Raw genomic sequence first — 14,787 nt, forward strand, 5'->3', positions numbered from 1 at the left:
TTCGCCCTGACCGGCGCCGACATCCGCTACCTCGACGTCACGACGGTTTTCGCCGGTCATGGCATCGGCAATGTCGACTTGTGGATCAACGGACCGGATCTTACGCCTTCCACCCGACCGCCGCGGGGTACGTCGTATGCACGCTGAAAATCGGGTCAGTACGCTGAGTACCCCGGCCACCGGTGGGATCGTCCTCTCGCTGCCGTTCACCGACCGGCGGCTGGTCCAGAACAGCCCGGCGCGGCGGGTGCCCAGCCACGGAGCGGACGTACTGGGCGAACGGTACGCGATCGACTTCGGCGGCGTGGATTTTCGCCGTCGAACCCCGAACACCCGTACCTGGCGAACCGTCACCGGCACAGCGCCGCCCGGACGATTCGTCGGCTTCGGTCGCCCGATCCTTGCCCCGGTTGATGGCAGCGTCGTCGACCGGGGCGAGGGCGAACCCGATCATGAGGCGAGAAGCATCCCTACCGGTCGGAGAGCGCGGGAACCAGACGCACCAGGCGCGCCGTGCTCGTCTCGTCGATTTCTGCGATGGTGTCGCGGGACTTCACGAAATCGGAGAACGATCGAAAACCAAGCGCCTTCTCGCTGAACGAGGGATCCATCCGCTTCATCTGCGTCTTGACGTTGGAGCTGTGCAGCCAGTCGGCGTCGTCCTTCTCATGCCCGAGCCGCAAGGCGCGTTCGAGGAGGCCAGTGGCAACCTCCTGCGGGTCCGGCTCGACCTCTGACTCCTCCTCCACCTCGGGTTCCGGCGACTTGGCACGCCGCGACGCCCGTCGGCGGGGCGGAGCCGCCGACTCCGGGTCGGAGAACACAGGGGCGGCGGGGGAAGGCAGTTCCTTTGCGACGGGCTGTTCCTTCGCGGCCGGGTCCGTGGCATCCGTCATCGTCTTCTTCGATCGGGACGGCCGGGCGGACGTGGACGCTGGTTCCGACTTCTCCTTGGCCGGCGCCGGAGGGATCGGCTTCACGCCGGGCAGCGCGTCGTATGAGGCGAATTCATCACAGGCCGCTGCAAGCGAGCGACTCGTCGATCCCGCCACACCGATCCCGACCACGTAGCGGCCGAGTCGTTTACAGCGCTGTGCGAGGGCGATGTAGTCGGAGTCGCCACCGACGATGATGACGTGGGTGAGGTCGGGGAGCCGGAACATGTCTTCGACCGAGTCGACGGCAAGGCGGATGTCAGCACCGTTCTTCGCGTACGCGGCCGCGGGGAACAACTGCACAAGGTCCACGGCACGGCTGACGAGCTGTCCGCGGTAGTCGGCGTTCACCGGCACGGACCAGTCCGCGTAGGCGCGGGTGAGAACGAGAGTCCCGAAGGACGAGGCGAAGTCGATGATGGCTCCAACATCGACGGTCGCCCTGGCGAGTTTCTCGGTGATCTCCGGGTCGGCTTCGCGGTCGGCGGCGCTGAAACCGCGTGCCCGGTCGCGCATGAACTGGCTGCGTCCGTGTACCTGGTCGTAACGGGAGATCACGATGTTGTCGAAGTCGATGTAGACGGCGACGCGTGAATCGACGGGTTCGGGCATGGAAAGCTCTTCTCAGTCGAGGGTGTGTACTCAGTCTGGCCGCTGCTCGGCGCGCACGCCAATTGCGTCTAGGCGGTCGTGGTTCTGCGACCCACGACGAACCACGCGAGGGGGCCGACAATCGGCGCGACGAGCGCGATCAGCACTCAGGTCGACTGAGCGGTCGGCCTGAGCGCCAAGGCACGGCAAATCTGCAGCAGTGCGGCGATGAGCAGCGCGAGCACAGTCACGAGGACACCACTCCGCATAACGTCGTATGCGGCCGGGATCAACGGATTGGGTGTCATGGTTTGGAGCTAGCGGAGCTGCGGATGGGGGAAGAGCGGTCGGACTCACCGTGTGACGGGCTGACGCCCCGATGGGCCGGAAGTCGCTCGACTTCTGGTCGATCCACACTCCCTCAGCATCCGCCCTGCCGCGCCAAAAACGGCTGGAAAGGTCCAGCCGTTTGTGGCGTAGCAACGTGGCGAACAGCCGTTTCTGGCACCGCAGCGCCTCGGCCAGGCGTCAGGCGTCGGTGGTCGGTACCGCTTCGTCGAGAAACGCCGAGATGTCGCCCAGTTCTTCCGCCGAGATCGAGTGGGCAAGTCCTGGGTACACCTTCTCGGTCAGTGTGCTGTGGGCAGGCAGCCAGGTGGTGATCCTCGCCGTCGTCTGCGGCGAGATGACACCATCGGCGTCACCGCGTCCGAAGAACACGGGCGGCCGCAGCCGGGCCAGCTCCTCGTCGCCGGGAAGCACGGCGTCGAGGCTGAACCCGGAGAGCACGACCCCTGCGGCGAAACGCGCGGGAGAGTGGCGGAGCAGCTGGGTGACCATGAGACCACCCTGCGAGAACCCGATGGGAACGACCGGAGTCGACTCGTCAACGTTGGAATCCAGCCACTGCAGAACAGCTTCTGTTGCGTCATGAACGGGCGCCGGTTCCGGCTGACCAGGCGTCGTGATCGGGAACCACGCGAACCCGCTCGCCGAAATCCCGATGGGCGCCCGAAGCGACACCCAGTCGAACCGGTTCGGCAGGAACGAGGCGAGACCGGCGAGGTCACCCTCGTGCGAGCCGAATCCGTGCAGGAAAAGCAGCAGCGGCTGCCCAGGCTGAGCCGCCGGATCGGCTGGGCGTCGAACGGCGACCTCAATGACGACAGACATGGAATAAGACTCCTAGCGTCGCGGCTTGCGCGCCGAGCGGTCATCGCGGTCGTCCCGCTTGCCGGGAGCGCCACGGTCCGGGCGGAGCTCGATCAGCTTGCCGCCGATGCGCGTGCCGGTGAGTTTGGCGAGCACCTCGTCCGACAGATTCGCCGGCAGTTCGACGAGCGAGAACTCCGGCCGAATGTCGATGTGGCCGAAGTCGTTGCGGCTGAGGCCACCCTCGTTCGCGAGTGCGCCGACGATCTGGCGCGGCTCAACCTTGTGGCGCTTGCCGACCGCGATGCGGTAGGTCGAGAGCGACGAGTCGCTCGCACTCCGCGGGCGCCGTTCGACTCGGTCGCCTCGGTCGAAACGCGATGGTCCTCGGTCGTCGCGACTCGGGCGAGAACCGGATGCTTCCTTGCGCTCACGCTCGTCGCGGTCACGCTGGGCGCGCATCTCCTCGGGGGAGAGCAGAAGCGGGGTGTCGCCCTGCGACACGACGGCGAGCGCCGCCGCGACGTCAGCCTCGGGAACATCGTGGTGCTTGACGTAGTGCCCGATGATGTCGCGGAACGCATCGATCCGCTCCGGCTGGTTCAGCGCCTCGGTGATGGCGTCGTCGAAGCGGCTCAGTCGCGTGGCGTTGACGTCGTCAACGCTCGGCAGCTGCATCTGGGTCAACGGCTGGCGGGTGGCCTTTTCGATGGCGGTGAGCAGCCGTCGCTCGCGCGGCGTGACGAAGCTGATCGCCGTTCCGCTGCGTCCGGCTCGACCGGTCCGGCCGATACGGTGCACGTACGACTCGGTGTCGATCGGGATGTCGTAGTTGACCACGTGACTGATGCGGTCGACGTCGAGGCCGCGAGCCGCGACATCCGTTGCCACCAGGATGTCCAGCTTGCCGGACTTGAGCTGGTTGATCGTGCGCTCACGCTGCACCTGGGCGACGTCGCCGGAGATGGCCGCAGCGGAGTAGCCGCGCGCGCGGAGCTTCTCGGCGAGGGTCTCTGTCTCGTTCTTGGTGCGGGTGAAGACGATCATGCCCTCGAAGTTTTCGACCTCGAGGATGCGGGTGAGCGCATCCACCTTCTGCGGGTACGACACGACGAGGTACCGCTGGGTGGTGTTGACCGAGGTCGTGGTCTTGGCCTTGACCGTGATCTCTTCGGGGTCGTGGAGGTACTTCGCCGAGATGCGGCGGATCGCCGCTGGCATGGTCGCGGAGAACAGGGCGACCTGCTTGTCCTCTGGGGTGTCGGCGAGGATCGTCTCCACGTCCTCGGCGAAGCCCATCTTCAGCATCTCGTCTGCTTCGTCGAGCACGAGGTACTTGAGCTCGGACAGGTCGAGGGTGCCCTTGTCGAGGTGGTCCATGATGCGACCGGGGGTACCGACGACGACGTGCACGCCCCGGCGCAGCGCCGACAGCTGGACGCCGTAGCCCTGGCCGCCGTAGACGGGCAGCACGTGGACACCCTTGAGGTGGGCGGCGTACTTCTCGAATGCTTCACAGACCTGGAGCGCGAGCTCACGGGTCGGTGCGAGTACGAGCGCCTGCGGGCTCTTCTGCGACATGTCCAGTCGGGAAAGGATCGGCAGGGCGAACGCGGCGGTCTTGCCGGTTCCGGTCTGCGCGAGGCCGACGACATCGCGACCGGCGAGGAGCGGGGGAATGGTAGCGGCCTGGATTGCCGACGGGGTTTCGTATCCAACGTCACGCAGTGCCTTCAGCACAGCGTCTGCGAGCCCGAGCTCGGAAAAGTTCTGGCCGGCGTCGGCGGTATCAGCGTCGCTGGGCGCGGTTGTTTCAGGGGAAGTCATACCCTAACGGTAGTCCTAAGTTGATGTGTATCTGTCGTGACGGATGCCGGGGGTATCGCTCGAAACTCTCGGCAGGCGTTCAGGCGCACGGGAACAGCAGCCGGTGTTCCTGTGTTCTCCTTCTTTGCAAATGCCCGACAATGGACAGTGTCCAACACGAGGAGGCCACACATGACCGGCACAACCGAGACCGCGATTCTCGCAAGCGGATGTTTCTGGGGAGCACAGGAGCTCCTCCGTAAGCGCCCGGGAGTGATCTCGACCCGCGTCGGGTACTCCGGTGGGGAGACCCCGAATGCGACGTATCGCAACCATGGCAACCACGCCGAGGCGGTCGAGATCGTGTTCGATCCTTCCCAGATCTCCTACCGGGACCTGCTGGAGTTCTTCTTCCAGATTCACGACCCGTCGACGAAGGACCGCCAGGGCAACGACATCGGAGCGAGCTACCGGTCGGCGATTTTCTACCTCAGTGACGAGCAGAAGCGCGTCGCCGAGGACACCATCGCCGACGTCGACGCGTCAGGGCTCTGGCCTGGCAAGGTCGTCACCGAAGTCACCCCTGCCGGGCCGTTCTGGGAGGCCGAAGAAGAGCACCAGGATTACCTGGTGAAGTACCCGAACGGCTACACCTGCCATTTCGTGCGCCCCGGCTGGAAGCTTCCGCGCCGCGAGGCTGAAGTCGCCGGTTAGATCTCCCCGACGACAACGCCCGGAGGAGTGCTCAGGGGCGTTGTCGCTCTGCGGTCAGGGAGACAGCTCAGGCGGTGGTGGTCGCTGCGAGATGCCTGGCTGGATCAAACGGTTCGAATGTCGCCGAACCGAGCATGAAGATCCCGCGCTGTGGCATCCAGAAGTCGCCGAGCCTTGTCTGTTCGGCCAGCGGGCGGATGCGACCGAGATTCGTGCCGTTGAGCACCGCAGTGCTGTCGTCAACGGCCCAGATCTTTTTGGGGCCGGCCCGGAAAACCTGGCGGTTCGGTGTCGTGCCCGTCAGGCCCATCCGTCCAGCGCGCAGCGAAGGTCCCGCCGCTTTCCCCATGGCTTTGAGGAACGACGCGTTGTGCCACCCCGCTTCAGGGACCATCGTCATCGCGGTGGACATCAGACGTGTCATCGGCGTCGCAGCGGCACTGACGTTCCACGTCAGCTCAAGGGCGTCCGCGATGCTGACCGTAAAGCGGAAGTCGGCCGTCCAGGTGATGTCGATGCGGTGCACGGAGGTCGCAGAGATGGCGCTCCCGAAATAGCGTGGGCACGACAAGGTCGCATCGACCGTCGTGTATATGGTCCAGTTCCCGGAAGGGTCGCGATGCCATACCGACGTATAGCTGGGCCCGATCGAGGTCACGATGAAGCGCCGCAGCCCCAGGACATGGCCGGAGTCGAAAGGCACGCTCATCACGGCATAACCTGTGAATCGCTCGTCGTCACCTGGCGGAAGAACTGACCGCGACTCGGCGTCCGCGACAAGGGACCGGAGACTTTGCATAGCGACCACACTCCACTGTCGGCGCTACTCTATGGCTGGCTGACGGAGGCGGCAAGGGTCATCGCTTGCTCAATCCCCGTTCCCGGTGGTGTGGCTCAGCCCGGCCCGCCCTCAGCTCAACTCACTGCGATCGATGCTCATTGGCCGGTGAGGAAGGTGTACACGAAGCCGCCGGCTCCGAGAACGGCCACGACGACTCCGATCCAGAGGGCGAGAAGTGCCGGACCAGAATGCCACCGAATCCGTCCGCGAGGTAACCGAGGCCAGCGACGGCGACGAGGATTCCGAAACGAGCTGGATCTGGATCTTCCTATTGAAAAGCGTGCCGGACCTCGTGTCGATTATTCTTTTGAATGATGTCTACCCGCGGTGACATTCCCTGCTCGTCGTCACCCGCCCGTCGCGCCGGTGTTAGTGTGACCGCCGAGCCCGATCATCAAGGGTGCTCGAGGAGGTAGCTGTGGAGGACGCCGGAGAAGCCTGGTCGGCCGTCGCCCTGGAGTGGTCTGAGTTGTGGGGTGGCTTCGCGGACCCGGTACGAAACGCGATCACATTAGCCGCCGGCATCCGCCCAGGCATGAGAGTCCTGGATGTCGGCTGCGGAAGCGGCGAATACCTCGCCATGCTCGCGAGCGCCGGAGCGGCTGTTGCGGGTATCGACCCAGCGCCCGGGATGATCGAGCTGGCCCGAGCGCGGGTCTCCGGCGCGGACATCCGCGTCGGGGCCGTCGAGTCCCTGCCCTGGCCGGACGCCTCCTTCGATGCCGTCACCGCGGTCAACTGTCTGCAGTTCGCGGACGACCCGGATGCGGCGCTCGCCGAAATGACGCGAGTGACCGTCCCGGGTGGCTGCGTTGTCGTCGCCAACTGGGCCGACGCCGCCCACAATGACATTCACGTCCTCGAACAGGCGGTTGCAGCGTCCTTCGACGAAGAAGTGCCGCCCGATGACGAACTGCGGGTTCCCGGCGGACTCGAGGACTTGTTCAGCAGGGGCGGTCTCGCGCTCGTCGCATCCGGTACGGTGGCAGCCCCCTGGGTGGCACTGGATGAGAACACCCTTGTTCGCGGAGTCCTTCTCGGCGAGGACGATGACGGCCTCGCAGCCGGCGCCGCAACCGTGATTCACGCGGCGAACCCGTTCCGGGCGCCTGGCGGCGGCTACCGGCTGGTCAACGCCTTTCGTTACGCGGTCGGTCGTGCTCCGATGGCACGGTGAGGGCTGCCATCTACCCGACGGAGCGGTCCACAATGAAGGCAGGTTCACCACGCAGTCAGTCTCCGCGTGCGGAGAACCCGAAAGGAGATGACCACGATGACACTCATGATCCGCTCGACCGACTTCTCCGATGGCGAACCCATCCCCGAACGCTTCACCGCTGACGGCGAGAACGTTCCTCCTTTCCTCCTGATCGAAGACGTCCCACCCGGTGCCGTCGAACTAGCCGTGATCTGCCACGATCCGGATGCCCCTGATCCAGGCGGCTTCACCCACTGGACCGTCTACGGTCTGGCGCCTTCGGCGACAAACATCGCGGATGCCGGCTACCGGGAAGGGCCGAACGACGCCGGCCGGCCCGGATGGTACGGCCCGAAGCCTCCCATCGGACACGGCACCCATCACTACGCGTTCACGGTCTACGCGCTGTCGAGACCCGTCGACGGGGAACCGTCTCGCGACGAGTTCCTGCGGAGCAACGTGGACGCGATGCTCGGCCAGGCAACGGTCGTCGGCACCTGCTCACGCTAGCGACCTACACGCCGCCCCGAGTTCAGCGGCGCTTTCGACGTCGGGCGCAGCAGCGGGAGTGCTCGTCATGGACCCAGAGGATGTTCGTGGCAGCTGACACCCGGTTCTAGGCGTCCGGGACGAACCGTGCTCGAATGATCCCAGCATCCAGGGAGGACACCATGGGCCGACTGGTCTACACGGGCATCGTCTCACTCGACGGCTACATCAATGACGCGAGCGGCAATTTCGATTGGGCGGCACCGGATGAAGAGGTGCACGCGTTCGTCAACGGTCTCGAGCAGTCGGTGGGGACGTACCTCTACGGCCGGCGGATGTATGAGGTGATGAAGGTGTGGCAAACCGAGCCGCCGTTATCCGACCCGTCCTCAGCGATGTTCGACTACGCAGCGCTCTGGCGAGGCGCCGACAAGGTCGTGTTCTCGACGTCGCTCCAAGCCGCCTCGACGCCCCGCACTCGGATAGAGCGGCGCTTCGACCCGGATGCCGTCGCGCGTCTGAAGGAAGGCGAGCGCGACATTTCGATCGGCGGGCCGACCCTCGCAGCCGCTGCGATCACTGCCGGGCTCGTCGACGAGTACCGGCTGATCGTGTGTCCTGTGCTCGTCGGCGGCGGGATGGCGTTCTTCCCGGCGGGAGCGGAAGCAGAACTGGCACTCGCGGAGGTGCGCCGCTTCGCGAGTGGGGATCTCTACCTGCGATACGTCTCGCGCCTATGACCGGTGTGGTGGGGTTGACGATGCCACTGACTCGGAGCACTATTGGCGCGTTGACACCGCTGCTGATGCCCACCCGTGGCCGGAGCGAGAATGCGACGAACGCCGCGACGGCGCACCCACACCTTCGATCCGCTGGTCACTTCACGTCTACCGGAAAGAACGTCATGAAAACCTCACGAACAGCATTGTTCGGTGCCGCGCTGGCGGCACTTCTGTTGCCCCCGGTGGTCGGGCCGGGGGTCGCCCACGCGGCGCCGCCACGGCCAGCACCGACCGTGTCGGTGCTCGCCTCTGGCCTCGATGGAGCGAGTGGGAGCACCATCGGCCCGGACGGGGCCCTCTACGTGACCGAAGCTGGGCCAGGCGAGGTCACCCGCATCGACCCGAGAACCGGCGAGACATCGCTATTCGCCAGCGGTCTTCCACCCGCGGTGATCGGCCTCGGCGGCGCAATCGACGTCGCCTTCCTCGGAGGGACCGCCTACGTTCTCGTCACCCTCGTCGGCCCCGATGTCGGAGGCACGAGCGTCAATGGTATCTACCGCATCGACGACGCCGACAGCTTCACTTCGGTCGCCGATATCGGTGCATGGGCGGTCGCCAACCCGCCGGACACGGCGTTCGACGTGCCGAGCGGATTGCAGTTCGCACTCCAGCCCGTGCGCGGCGGGTTCCTCGTCACCGATGGACACCACAACCGTGTCCTGCGGGTGACGCTTGACGGGACAATCTCAGAAGTGGTCCAGTTCGGCAACGTTGTGCCAACCGGCCTGGACGTGGCGGGCGGAACCGTCTATCTCGCTGAAGCAGGTCCTGTGCCACACCTTCCTGCGGACGGGACGGTTGTGGCATTCTCGCTCAGAGATCCGGATCCTGCTGCTGTGCGGACGGTGGCATCCGGCTACAGTCTCCTCGTCGACGTGGAGCTCAATTCCTGCGGCAGCCTGTTCGTTCTTTCCCAGGGGGACTCACCCGGGCAGGTTCCTGCCGGATCGCCGGCGCTTTCGAACAGCGGCGAATTGCTTCGGGTCGATCGGAGTGGGACTCTCTCGGTCATCGCCGATGAGCTCAACCTGCCGACGTCTGTCGAACTCGTCAGGAACACTGCGTACGTGGTGACGTTGGGCGGCGAGGTGCTGCAGATCACGAACGTGCCAGGTGCCGGTAAGTCCGGCAAAGGCTACTGCCTTGCCAGCGGCACGCGCGGCATGTGGATCGAAGGCAGGGGAGCCGACGGCAACGGGCACCACCACAGCAGGTGACCCTATGTCGACCCCTGAGGGGTGAACATCCCACCTCGCTCATGGTGAACGGCGCCGTCGTATCCGGCGGCGCCGGGCGATCGAAGGAGTTGCACTACCTACCGTTTATCGAAAGCTTTCTATCGAAAGAAACGAAAGGCTGAGATGGGAAGACTCACCATCCTCGCGTTGCGCATCGTGATCGTGCTTGCCGTGGTCGGGTCTGTCGGCGTGCAGATTCGGATGATGCCGCTGGTGTGGGCGGATCTCGAAGGAACCGAGGATCGCATCCGTGTCCTGCTCCTCGGCATCCTGATCCTGGGCATCATGACGATGCAGGTCAGCGCCGTCTGCGTCTGGCGCCTGCTGACGATGGTGCGGAGAGGTTCCGTTTTCACACCTGCCGCGTTCCGGTACGTCGACGTCATCATCGGCGCTATCGCGATGGCGTCCCTGCTGACGTTTCTTCTCGCGATTCTCCTCGCCCCAGGCGATGTGGCGCCGGGCATCGTCGGACTTCTCTGCGGGGCCGCACTGGTCATCGCCGGCGTTGTGTTGATCGTTCTCGTCCTGAGGGCGCTTCTGACCCAGGCGGTTGCCCGCGAAATCGAGGCGCAGCAACTCCGGTCAGAGCTGAATGAGGTGATCTGATGCCCATCGTCGTCGACATCGACGTCATGCTCGCCAGACGCAAAATGGCGGTGGGCACGCTCGCCGAGCGAGTCGGCGTCACGCCCGCCAACATTGCGGTTCTCAAGAACGGACGCGCCAAGGCGGTGCGTTTCACAACCCTCGAGGCGCTGTGCGAAGTTCTCCGATGTCAGCCGGGGGACCTGCTGCGCTTTGAACCAGACACCGCCGTCGACACCGAACTCTCGAGCGACGTCGCGGTTGCGTCGCTGGACCGCGACGGGGTCCGAGAAACCTGAACTGCTGCCGGACCTCGAGATTTCGATGCTTGTCGAGAGAAGGCGATCGTGGGCCCTGCCCGTGCACCTGAACCGGTGAGTTCGGTCAGGTGCGCGGTCGAAGTCGCCGTTGTGCTCGCCCCGCCTGTTCGGAACCGAGTCCGGGCCGTGGTCAGGGCCGGGCCGGCACCGAGGGCTGCTGTGGCGATTATCGCCAAGGCTGACGCTCCGAGCGCAGCACGGGAATTCAGTTTCACGACTCACTCCTTTGTAAAATGGCCCTCGAGCAGCTCTCGCCGGTGGGGGTGTCTTCGTAGCGGCGTCCCGTGTGATTTGGTTTTCATCTGAGCAATCTTCAACAATGCGTCGGAAGGTCATATCCGCCCGACGGGCTCGCCGTTAGGTTAGGTGTCATGGCAAAAGACGCAGTGCTGCTCCCTGTTCCCGGGCCGAACGGAGCGCGGGAGGTGCGTATCTCCAGTCCGACACGGGTTCTGTGGTCCGAATCCGGCATCAGCAAACTCGACCTCGCCGGCTACCTCGTCGACGTCGGTGAAGCATTCATCCGGGCCAATGGGAACCGCCCCGTGTCACTGCAGCGCTTCCCCGGTGGTATCGACGGTGAACAGTTCTTCTCGAAGAACCCACCGAAGGGTGCCCCCGACTACGTCCGGTCCGTGCCCGTGGTCTACCCGAGCGGTCGTTCACACCCGCAGCTGGTGCTCGACGAACCGGCGGCAGCGGTCTGGGCGGTCCAGATGAACACCGTCGTCTTCCACCCCTGGCCGTCCCGGGCCGACAACTCCGACAACCCGGACCAGCTACGCATCGACCTCGACCCGCAGCCGGGAACCGACTTCGGTGACGCCGTCCCAGCCGCGTTCGAACTCCGCTCCGTGCTCGAGGAAGCCGGCCTCACCGCCTTCGTCAAAACGAGCGGCAACCGCGGCATCCACGTGTTCGCCCCGATAGAGCCGACGCGTGAATTCCTCGACGTCCGCCACGCGGTCATCGCCGCCGCGAGAGAACTCGAACGGCGGATGCCTGACAAGGTCACCACGAACTGGTGGAAGGAAGAACGCGGCGAGCGCATTTTCATCGACTACAACCAGGCCAACCGGGACCGCACCATGGCCGGTGCGTACAGCCCGCGTGCCCTCGCACACGCGCCGGTGTCCTGCCCGCTCGAGTGGGACGAGCTCGAAGGTGCCGACCCTGCGGCGTTCACGATCCTGACCGTTCCTGAACGGTTACGCACCGTCGGGGACCCGTGGCAGAACCTGCACGCGAAGCCTGGCACGGTCGATGTGCTGCTCGGATGGTGGGAGCGTGACCTGTCGGATGGCCTTGGGGAGCTCCCGTTCCCGCCTGACTTCCCGAAGATGCCCGGCGAGCCCCCTCGCGTGCAGCCCAGCCGGAAGAACGCGGAAAACTGGGACGGCGACGACAACCCGAGAACTGACTGATCACATCCAGCAGCCCCCCTGAATTCACCAGCCCCCCCCAAATTCAGCAGATCCCCAAATTCAGCAGATCCCCCCAAATTCAGCAGATCCTGACGACACGCCGTACTGAGAGCGCTCCCGTACGGCGTGTCGGCACAGATCTCCTGAATTTGGAGTCGGGGAGTCGGGGAGTCGGGGAGTTGGGAGTCGGGGAGTCGGGGAGTTGGGAGTCGGCGAGCCGGCAGTCGGGGAGATGGGAGTCGGGGAGTGCTCTCGGACGAGCTCCGGTTAGTCGAGCACGTCGCTGAGGTCGTAGGCGATCGGCCGGTCGAGCTGGTCGAATCTGCACGACGTCGCCTCGCGGTCCGGCCGCCAGCGGGAGAACTGAACGGTGTGCCGGAACCGCATGCCCTCCATCTGGTCGTACTGAACCTCGGCGACGAGCGTGGGCTCGAGCGGGACGAACGAGACGTCCTTGCTGCCGCTGAACCGGCTCCGATCCGTCTGCGCGCTCGTGACGGTCCCGTCCTCATCCCTCCGCACAAGCGGGGCGAGCTCGTCGACGAGTTCGAGTCGACGTGCGTTGCTGAACGCGGATGCCCCTCCCACGTTCCGCAGGACGCCGGCGTCGTCGTAGAGCCCCAGGAGGAGCGAACCGACCCCGTTGCCGCTCTTGTGGACGCGGTAGCCGACGATGACGACATCGGCAGTCCGGTGATGCTTGATCTTCAGCATCACCCGTTTACCCGGCGCGTACCCGGCGGCGAGCGGTTTCGCGACGACACCGTCGAGGCCAGCACCCTCGAACTCGACCAGCCAGGTCCGAGCGAGAGCCACGTCTGTCGTCGTCCTGGTGAGATGCAGCGGGTGCGCTGCCCTGCCGACAAGAGCCTCCAGCCGTTCCCGCCGTTCGGCGAACGGCACGTCGAGAAGGCTTTCGCCGCGCTGCTCGAGAAGGTCGAAAGCCACGAACATGGCCGGAGTCTCCGCCGCGAGCATCCGGACCCGGCTCTCCGCCGGGTGGATCCGAGCTGTCAGCGCCTCCCAGTCGAGGCGCTGGTTCCCCGCCTCACCCGTCGGCACGACGATCTCCCCGTCGAGGACGCAGGGTTCGGCGAGGAGCCGGCTGAGGGCATCCGTCAGCTCGGGAAAGTAGCGGGTGAGCATCTTTGCGCCGCGGCTGCCGATCTCCACGTTCTCGCCGTCGAAGGCGACAATCGCGCGGAAACCATCCCACTTGGGCTCGTAGCTCAGGCCGCCGTCGACACTGTCCGGTTCCGGGACGGCATCGACCGCTTTGGCGAGCATGGGGGAGGGGAGCGCCGAAATTTCCATGGCTCGATCCTGCCGCACTCGGCGCCGCTGCGACAGCGGCGGACGGGCTCGTCAACCCATGTCGCCGCAGCAAACGCCGGTGTTAGCGTCAGAGCCACTGTGCAGACCTTCCTCCCTTACCCGTCCTTCGCCGAAAGCGCCCGTGTGCTCGACCGTGCTCGCCTCGGCAAGCAGCGGGTCGAGGCGCTGCAGCTTCTCAGGGCCGTCACCATCCCCACATACGGCTGGCGCAATCACCCCGCGGCGAAAATGTGGCGAGGTTACGTTCCGGCGCTCACCCGGTATGGTCTCGACATGACGGATGCATGGATCGAGCGGGGCCATTCGGACACGGTCAGGGCGCAGGTGCTGCTCTTCGCCCCGGAGGTTGATCTGCTGGCTCAGGACGACCTCGAACTGCCGCCATGGCTGGGCGATGAGGCGCTCCACCTCAGTCATCGATCCAACCTGATCCGCAAGGACCCCGCCCATTACGCGCCACTGTTCCCAGGCGTCCCCGACGATTTGCCGTATGTCTGGCCAGCACCCACCCGGTAGCGCTGGCGGGACCGTCCGTGTCGGCATCTCCGGCTGGCGTTACAAACCGTGGCGGTCGGTGTTCTACCCGAAAGGCCTCGCCCAGAAGAACGAACTGGCGTACGCGGCCGAACGATTGGACTCGGTCGAGATCAACGGGTCGTTCTATTCGTTGCAGACGCCGGCCAGCTATGCGCGATGGGCCACTGAGGTGCCAGACGACTTCGTTTTCGCGGTGAAGGGCAGCCGGTACCTCACCCACCTTCTCCGGTTGAGAAACGCCGGCACGGCGTTGCCGAACTTCTTCGCATCCGGATTGCTCGCCCTCGGGCCGAAGCTGGGCCCCATCCTCTGGCAGCTTCCACCCAACCTCGCCTTCAATCCGGAACTGGTGCGCTCGTTCCTTGGCGTGCTGCCGAGGACGACGACCGCCGCCGTCGAATTCGCCCGCGGCCACGATGAGCGTCTCGAAGGCAGGACCTGGCTCCAAACCGACGCTGACCGGCCGATCCGGCACTGTCTCGAGGTCCGGCATCCGAGTTTCGACTGTGCCGAGTTCGTCGATCTGATGCGCGAGCAGCATGTCGGCATCGTCGTCGCCGACAGCGCCGGGCACTTCCCGCAACTGTTCGACGTCTCCTCCGATTTCGTTTATGTGCGGCTGCATGGGGCGGAGGAGCTCTACGTCGGCGGTTACCCGGAGGAATCACTGCGGGAATGGGCTGCCCGCATCGACGGCTGGCGCACCGGGACCAGCGTGCCTGACGGGCTGCCGCGTGACGTCTACGTCTATTGCGACAACGACGTGAAGGTCAGGGCGCCCTATGACGCCATGCGACTGCGGGAATTGCTAGCCCAGCCTCGGCGCTGAGCCGG

General features: G+C 65.4%; 17 protein-coding genes. 11 read left to right on the top strand and 6 right to left on the bottom strand.

Features of this window, described 5'->3' with window-relative positions:
* Positions 1 to 100: 100 nt before the first annotated feature.
* The 4 genes from JWP90_RS07485 to JWP90_RS07500 all read right to left on the bottom strand — a co-directional run bounded on the left by JWP90_RS07485 (position 101) and on the right by JWP90_RS07500 (position 4,505).
* Positions 101 to 454 carry a hypothetical protein gene (locus JWP90_RS07485; RefSeq protein WP_297361901.1) on the bottom strand — a complete coding sequence of 118 codons (354 nt, stop codon included), beginning with the start codon at positions 452 to 454 and terminating at the stop codon, positions 101 to 103.
* A gap of 16 nt (positions 455 to 470) precedes the next feature.
* Positions 471 to 1,547, bottom strand: a complete 1,077-nt coding sequence (locus JWP90_RS07490; protein WP_297361904.1) for an NYN domain-containing protein — start codon at positions 1,545 to 1,547, stop codon at positions 471 to 473.
* A gap of 507 nt (positions 1,548 to 2,054) precedes the next feature.
* Entirely contained in the window at positions 2,055 to 2,699 is a 645-nt protein-coding gene (locus JWP90_RS07495) for an alpha/beta fold hydrolase (RefSeq protein ID WP_297361907.1), read from the bottom strand.
* A gap of 12 nt (positions 2,700 to 2,711) precedes the next feature.
* Complete coding sequence (locus JWP90_RS07500; protein WP_297361910.1) at positions 2,712 to 4,505, bottom strand: DEAD/DEAH box helicase; 1,794 nt, start codon at positions 4,503 to 4,505, stop codon at positions 2,712 to 2,714.
* Positions 4,506 to 4,676: 171 nt separating this feature from the next.
* On the opposite strand from JWP90_RS07500, the gene msrA reads away from it, so the two are divergent.
* The gene (msrA, locus tag JWP90_RS07505; protein ID WP_297361913.1) at positions 4,677 to 5,198 is read left to right on the top strand and encodes a peptide-methionine (S)-S-oxide reductase MsrA; all 522 of its coding nucleotides are present in this window, start codon (positions 4,677 to 4,679) and stop codon (positions 5,196 to 5,198) included.
* 67 nt (positions 5,199 to 5,265) lie between these two features.
* Here the strand turns inward: msrA and JWP90_RS07510 are convergent, their stop codons facing one another.
* Positions 5,266 to 5,907, bottom strand: coding sequence for a hypothetical protein (locus JWP90_RS07510; RefSeq protein WP_297361982.1), 642 nt, complete (start codon positions 5,905 to 5,907; stop codon positions 5,266 to 5,268).
* A gap of 307 nt (positions 5,908 to 6,214) precedes the next feature.
* Between JWP90_RS07510 and JWP90_RS07515 the strand changes: the two genes are divergently transcribed.
* From JWP90_RS07515 to ligD, 8 genes are all read left to right on the top strand, one after another.
* Positions 6,215 to 6,370 carry a hypothetical protein gene (locus JWP90_RS07515; RefSeq protein ID WP_297361915.1) on the top strand — a complete coding sequence of 52 codons (156 nt, stop codon included), beginning with the start codon at positions 6,215 to 6,217 and terminating at the stop codon, positions 6,368 to 6,370.
* A gap of 87 nt (positions 6,371 to 6,457) precedes the next feature.
* A complete protein-coding gene (locus JWP90_RS07520) occupies positions 6,458 to 7,216 on the top strand; it encodes a class I SAM-dependent methyltransferase (protein WP_297361918.1) in 759 nt (252 codons plus the stop codon).
* Positions 7,217 to 7,312: 96 nt separating this feature from the next.
* Positions 7,313 to 7,747, top strand: a complete 435-nt coding sequence (locus JWP90_RS07525; RefSeq protein WP_297361921.1) for a YbhB/YbcL family Raf kinase inhibitor-like protein — start codon at positions 7,313 to 7,315, stop codon at positions 7,745 to 7,747.
* A 161-nt stretch (positions 7,748 to 7,908) separates the two neighbouring features.
* Complete coding sequence (locus JWP90_RS07530; RefSeq protein WP_297361984.1) at positions 7,909 to 8,466, top strand: dihydrofolate reductase family protein; 558 nt, start codon at positions 7,909 to 7,911, stop codon at positions 8,464 to 8,466.
* A 164-nt stretch (positions 8,467 to 8,630) separates the two neighbouring features.
* Complete coding sequence (locus JWP90_RS07535) at positions 8,631 to 9,728, top strand: ScyD/ScyE family protein (RefSeq protein WP_297361924.1); 1,098 nt, start codon at positions 8,631 to 8,633, stop codon at positions 9,726 to 9,728.
* Positions 9,729 to 9,872: 144 nt separating this feature from the next.
* Complete coding sequence (locus JWP90_RS07540; RefSeq protein WP_297361928.1) at positions 9,873 to 10,358, top strand: DUF2975 domain-containing protein; 486 nt, start codon at positions 9,873 to 9,875, stop codon at positions 10,356 to 10,358.
* Positions 10,358 to 10,636: a helix-turn-helix transcriptional regulator gene (locus JWP90_RS07545; protein ID WP_297361931.1), complete on the top strand. Its 279-nt coding sequence runs from the start codon at positions 10,358 to 10,360 to the stop codon at positions 10,634 to 10,636. The genes JWP90_RS07540 and JWP90_RS07545 overlap by 1 nt, the downstream gene beginning before the upstream one ends.
* A 392-nt stretch (positions 10,637 to 11,028) precedes the next feature.
* Complete coding sequence (ligD, locus tag JWP90_RS07550) at positions 11,029 to 12,081, top strand: non-homologous end-joining DNA ligase (protein ID WP_297361934.1); 1,053 nt, start codon at positions 11,029 to 11,031, stop codon at positions 12,079 to 12,081.
* A 267-nt stretch (positions 12,082 to 12,348) separates the two neighbouring features.
* Here ligD and JWP90_RS07555 read toward each other — a convergent pair whose 3' ends face one another.
* A complete protein-coding gene (locus JWP90_RS07555; protein WP_297361937.1) occupies positions 12,349 to 13,395 on the bottom strand; it encodes an ATP-dependent DNA ligase in 1,047 nt (348 codons plus the stop codon).
* Between the two features lie 99 nt (positions 13,396 to 13,494).
* On the opposite strand from JWP90_RS07555, the gene JWP90_RS07560 reads away from it, so the two are divergent.
* Both JWP90_RS07560 and JWP90_RS07565 read left to right on the top strand, forming a co-directional pair.
* The gene (locus JWP90_RS07560) at positions 13,495 to 13,932 is read left to right on the top strand and encodes an MSMEG_6728 family protein (protein ID WP_367182688.1); all 438 of its coding nucleotides are present in this window, start codon (positions 13,495 to 13,497) and stop codon (positions 13,930 to 13,932) included.
* The gene (locus JWP90_RS07565; RefSeq protein ID WP_297361940.1) at positions 13,907 to 14,782 is read left to right on the top strand and encodes a DUF72 domain-containing protein; all 876 of its coding nucleotides are present in this window, start codon (positions 13,907 to 13,909) and stop codon (positions 14,780 to 14,782) included. Before JWP90_RS07560 ends, JWP90_RS07565 begins: the two co-directional genes overlap by 26 nt.
* Positions 14,783 to 14,787: the final 5 nt, after the last annotated feature.

Origin of the sequence: Mycetocola sp., from assembly GCF_025464835.1 — a bacterium.
GTDB lineage: Bacteria > Actinomycetota > Actinomycetes > Actinomycetales > Microbacteriaceae > Mycetocola_A.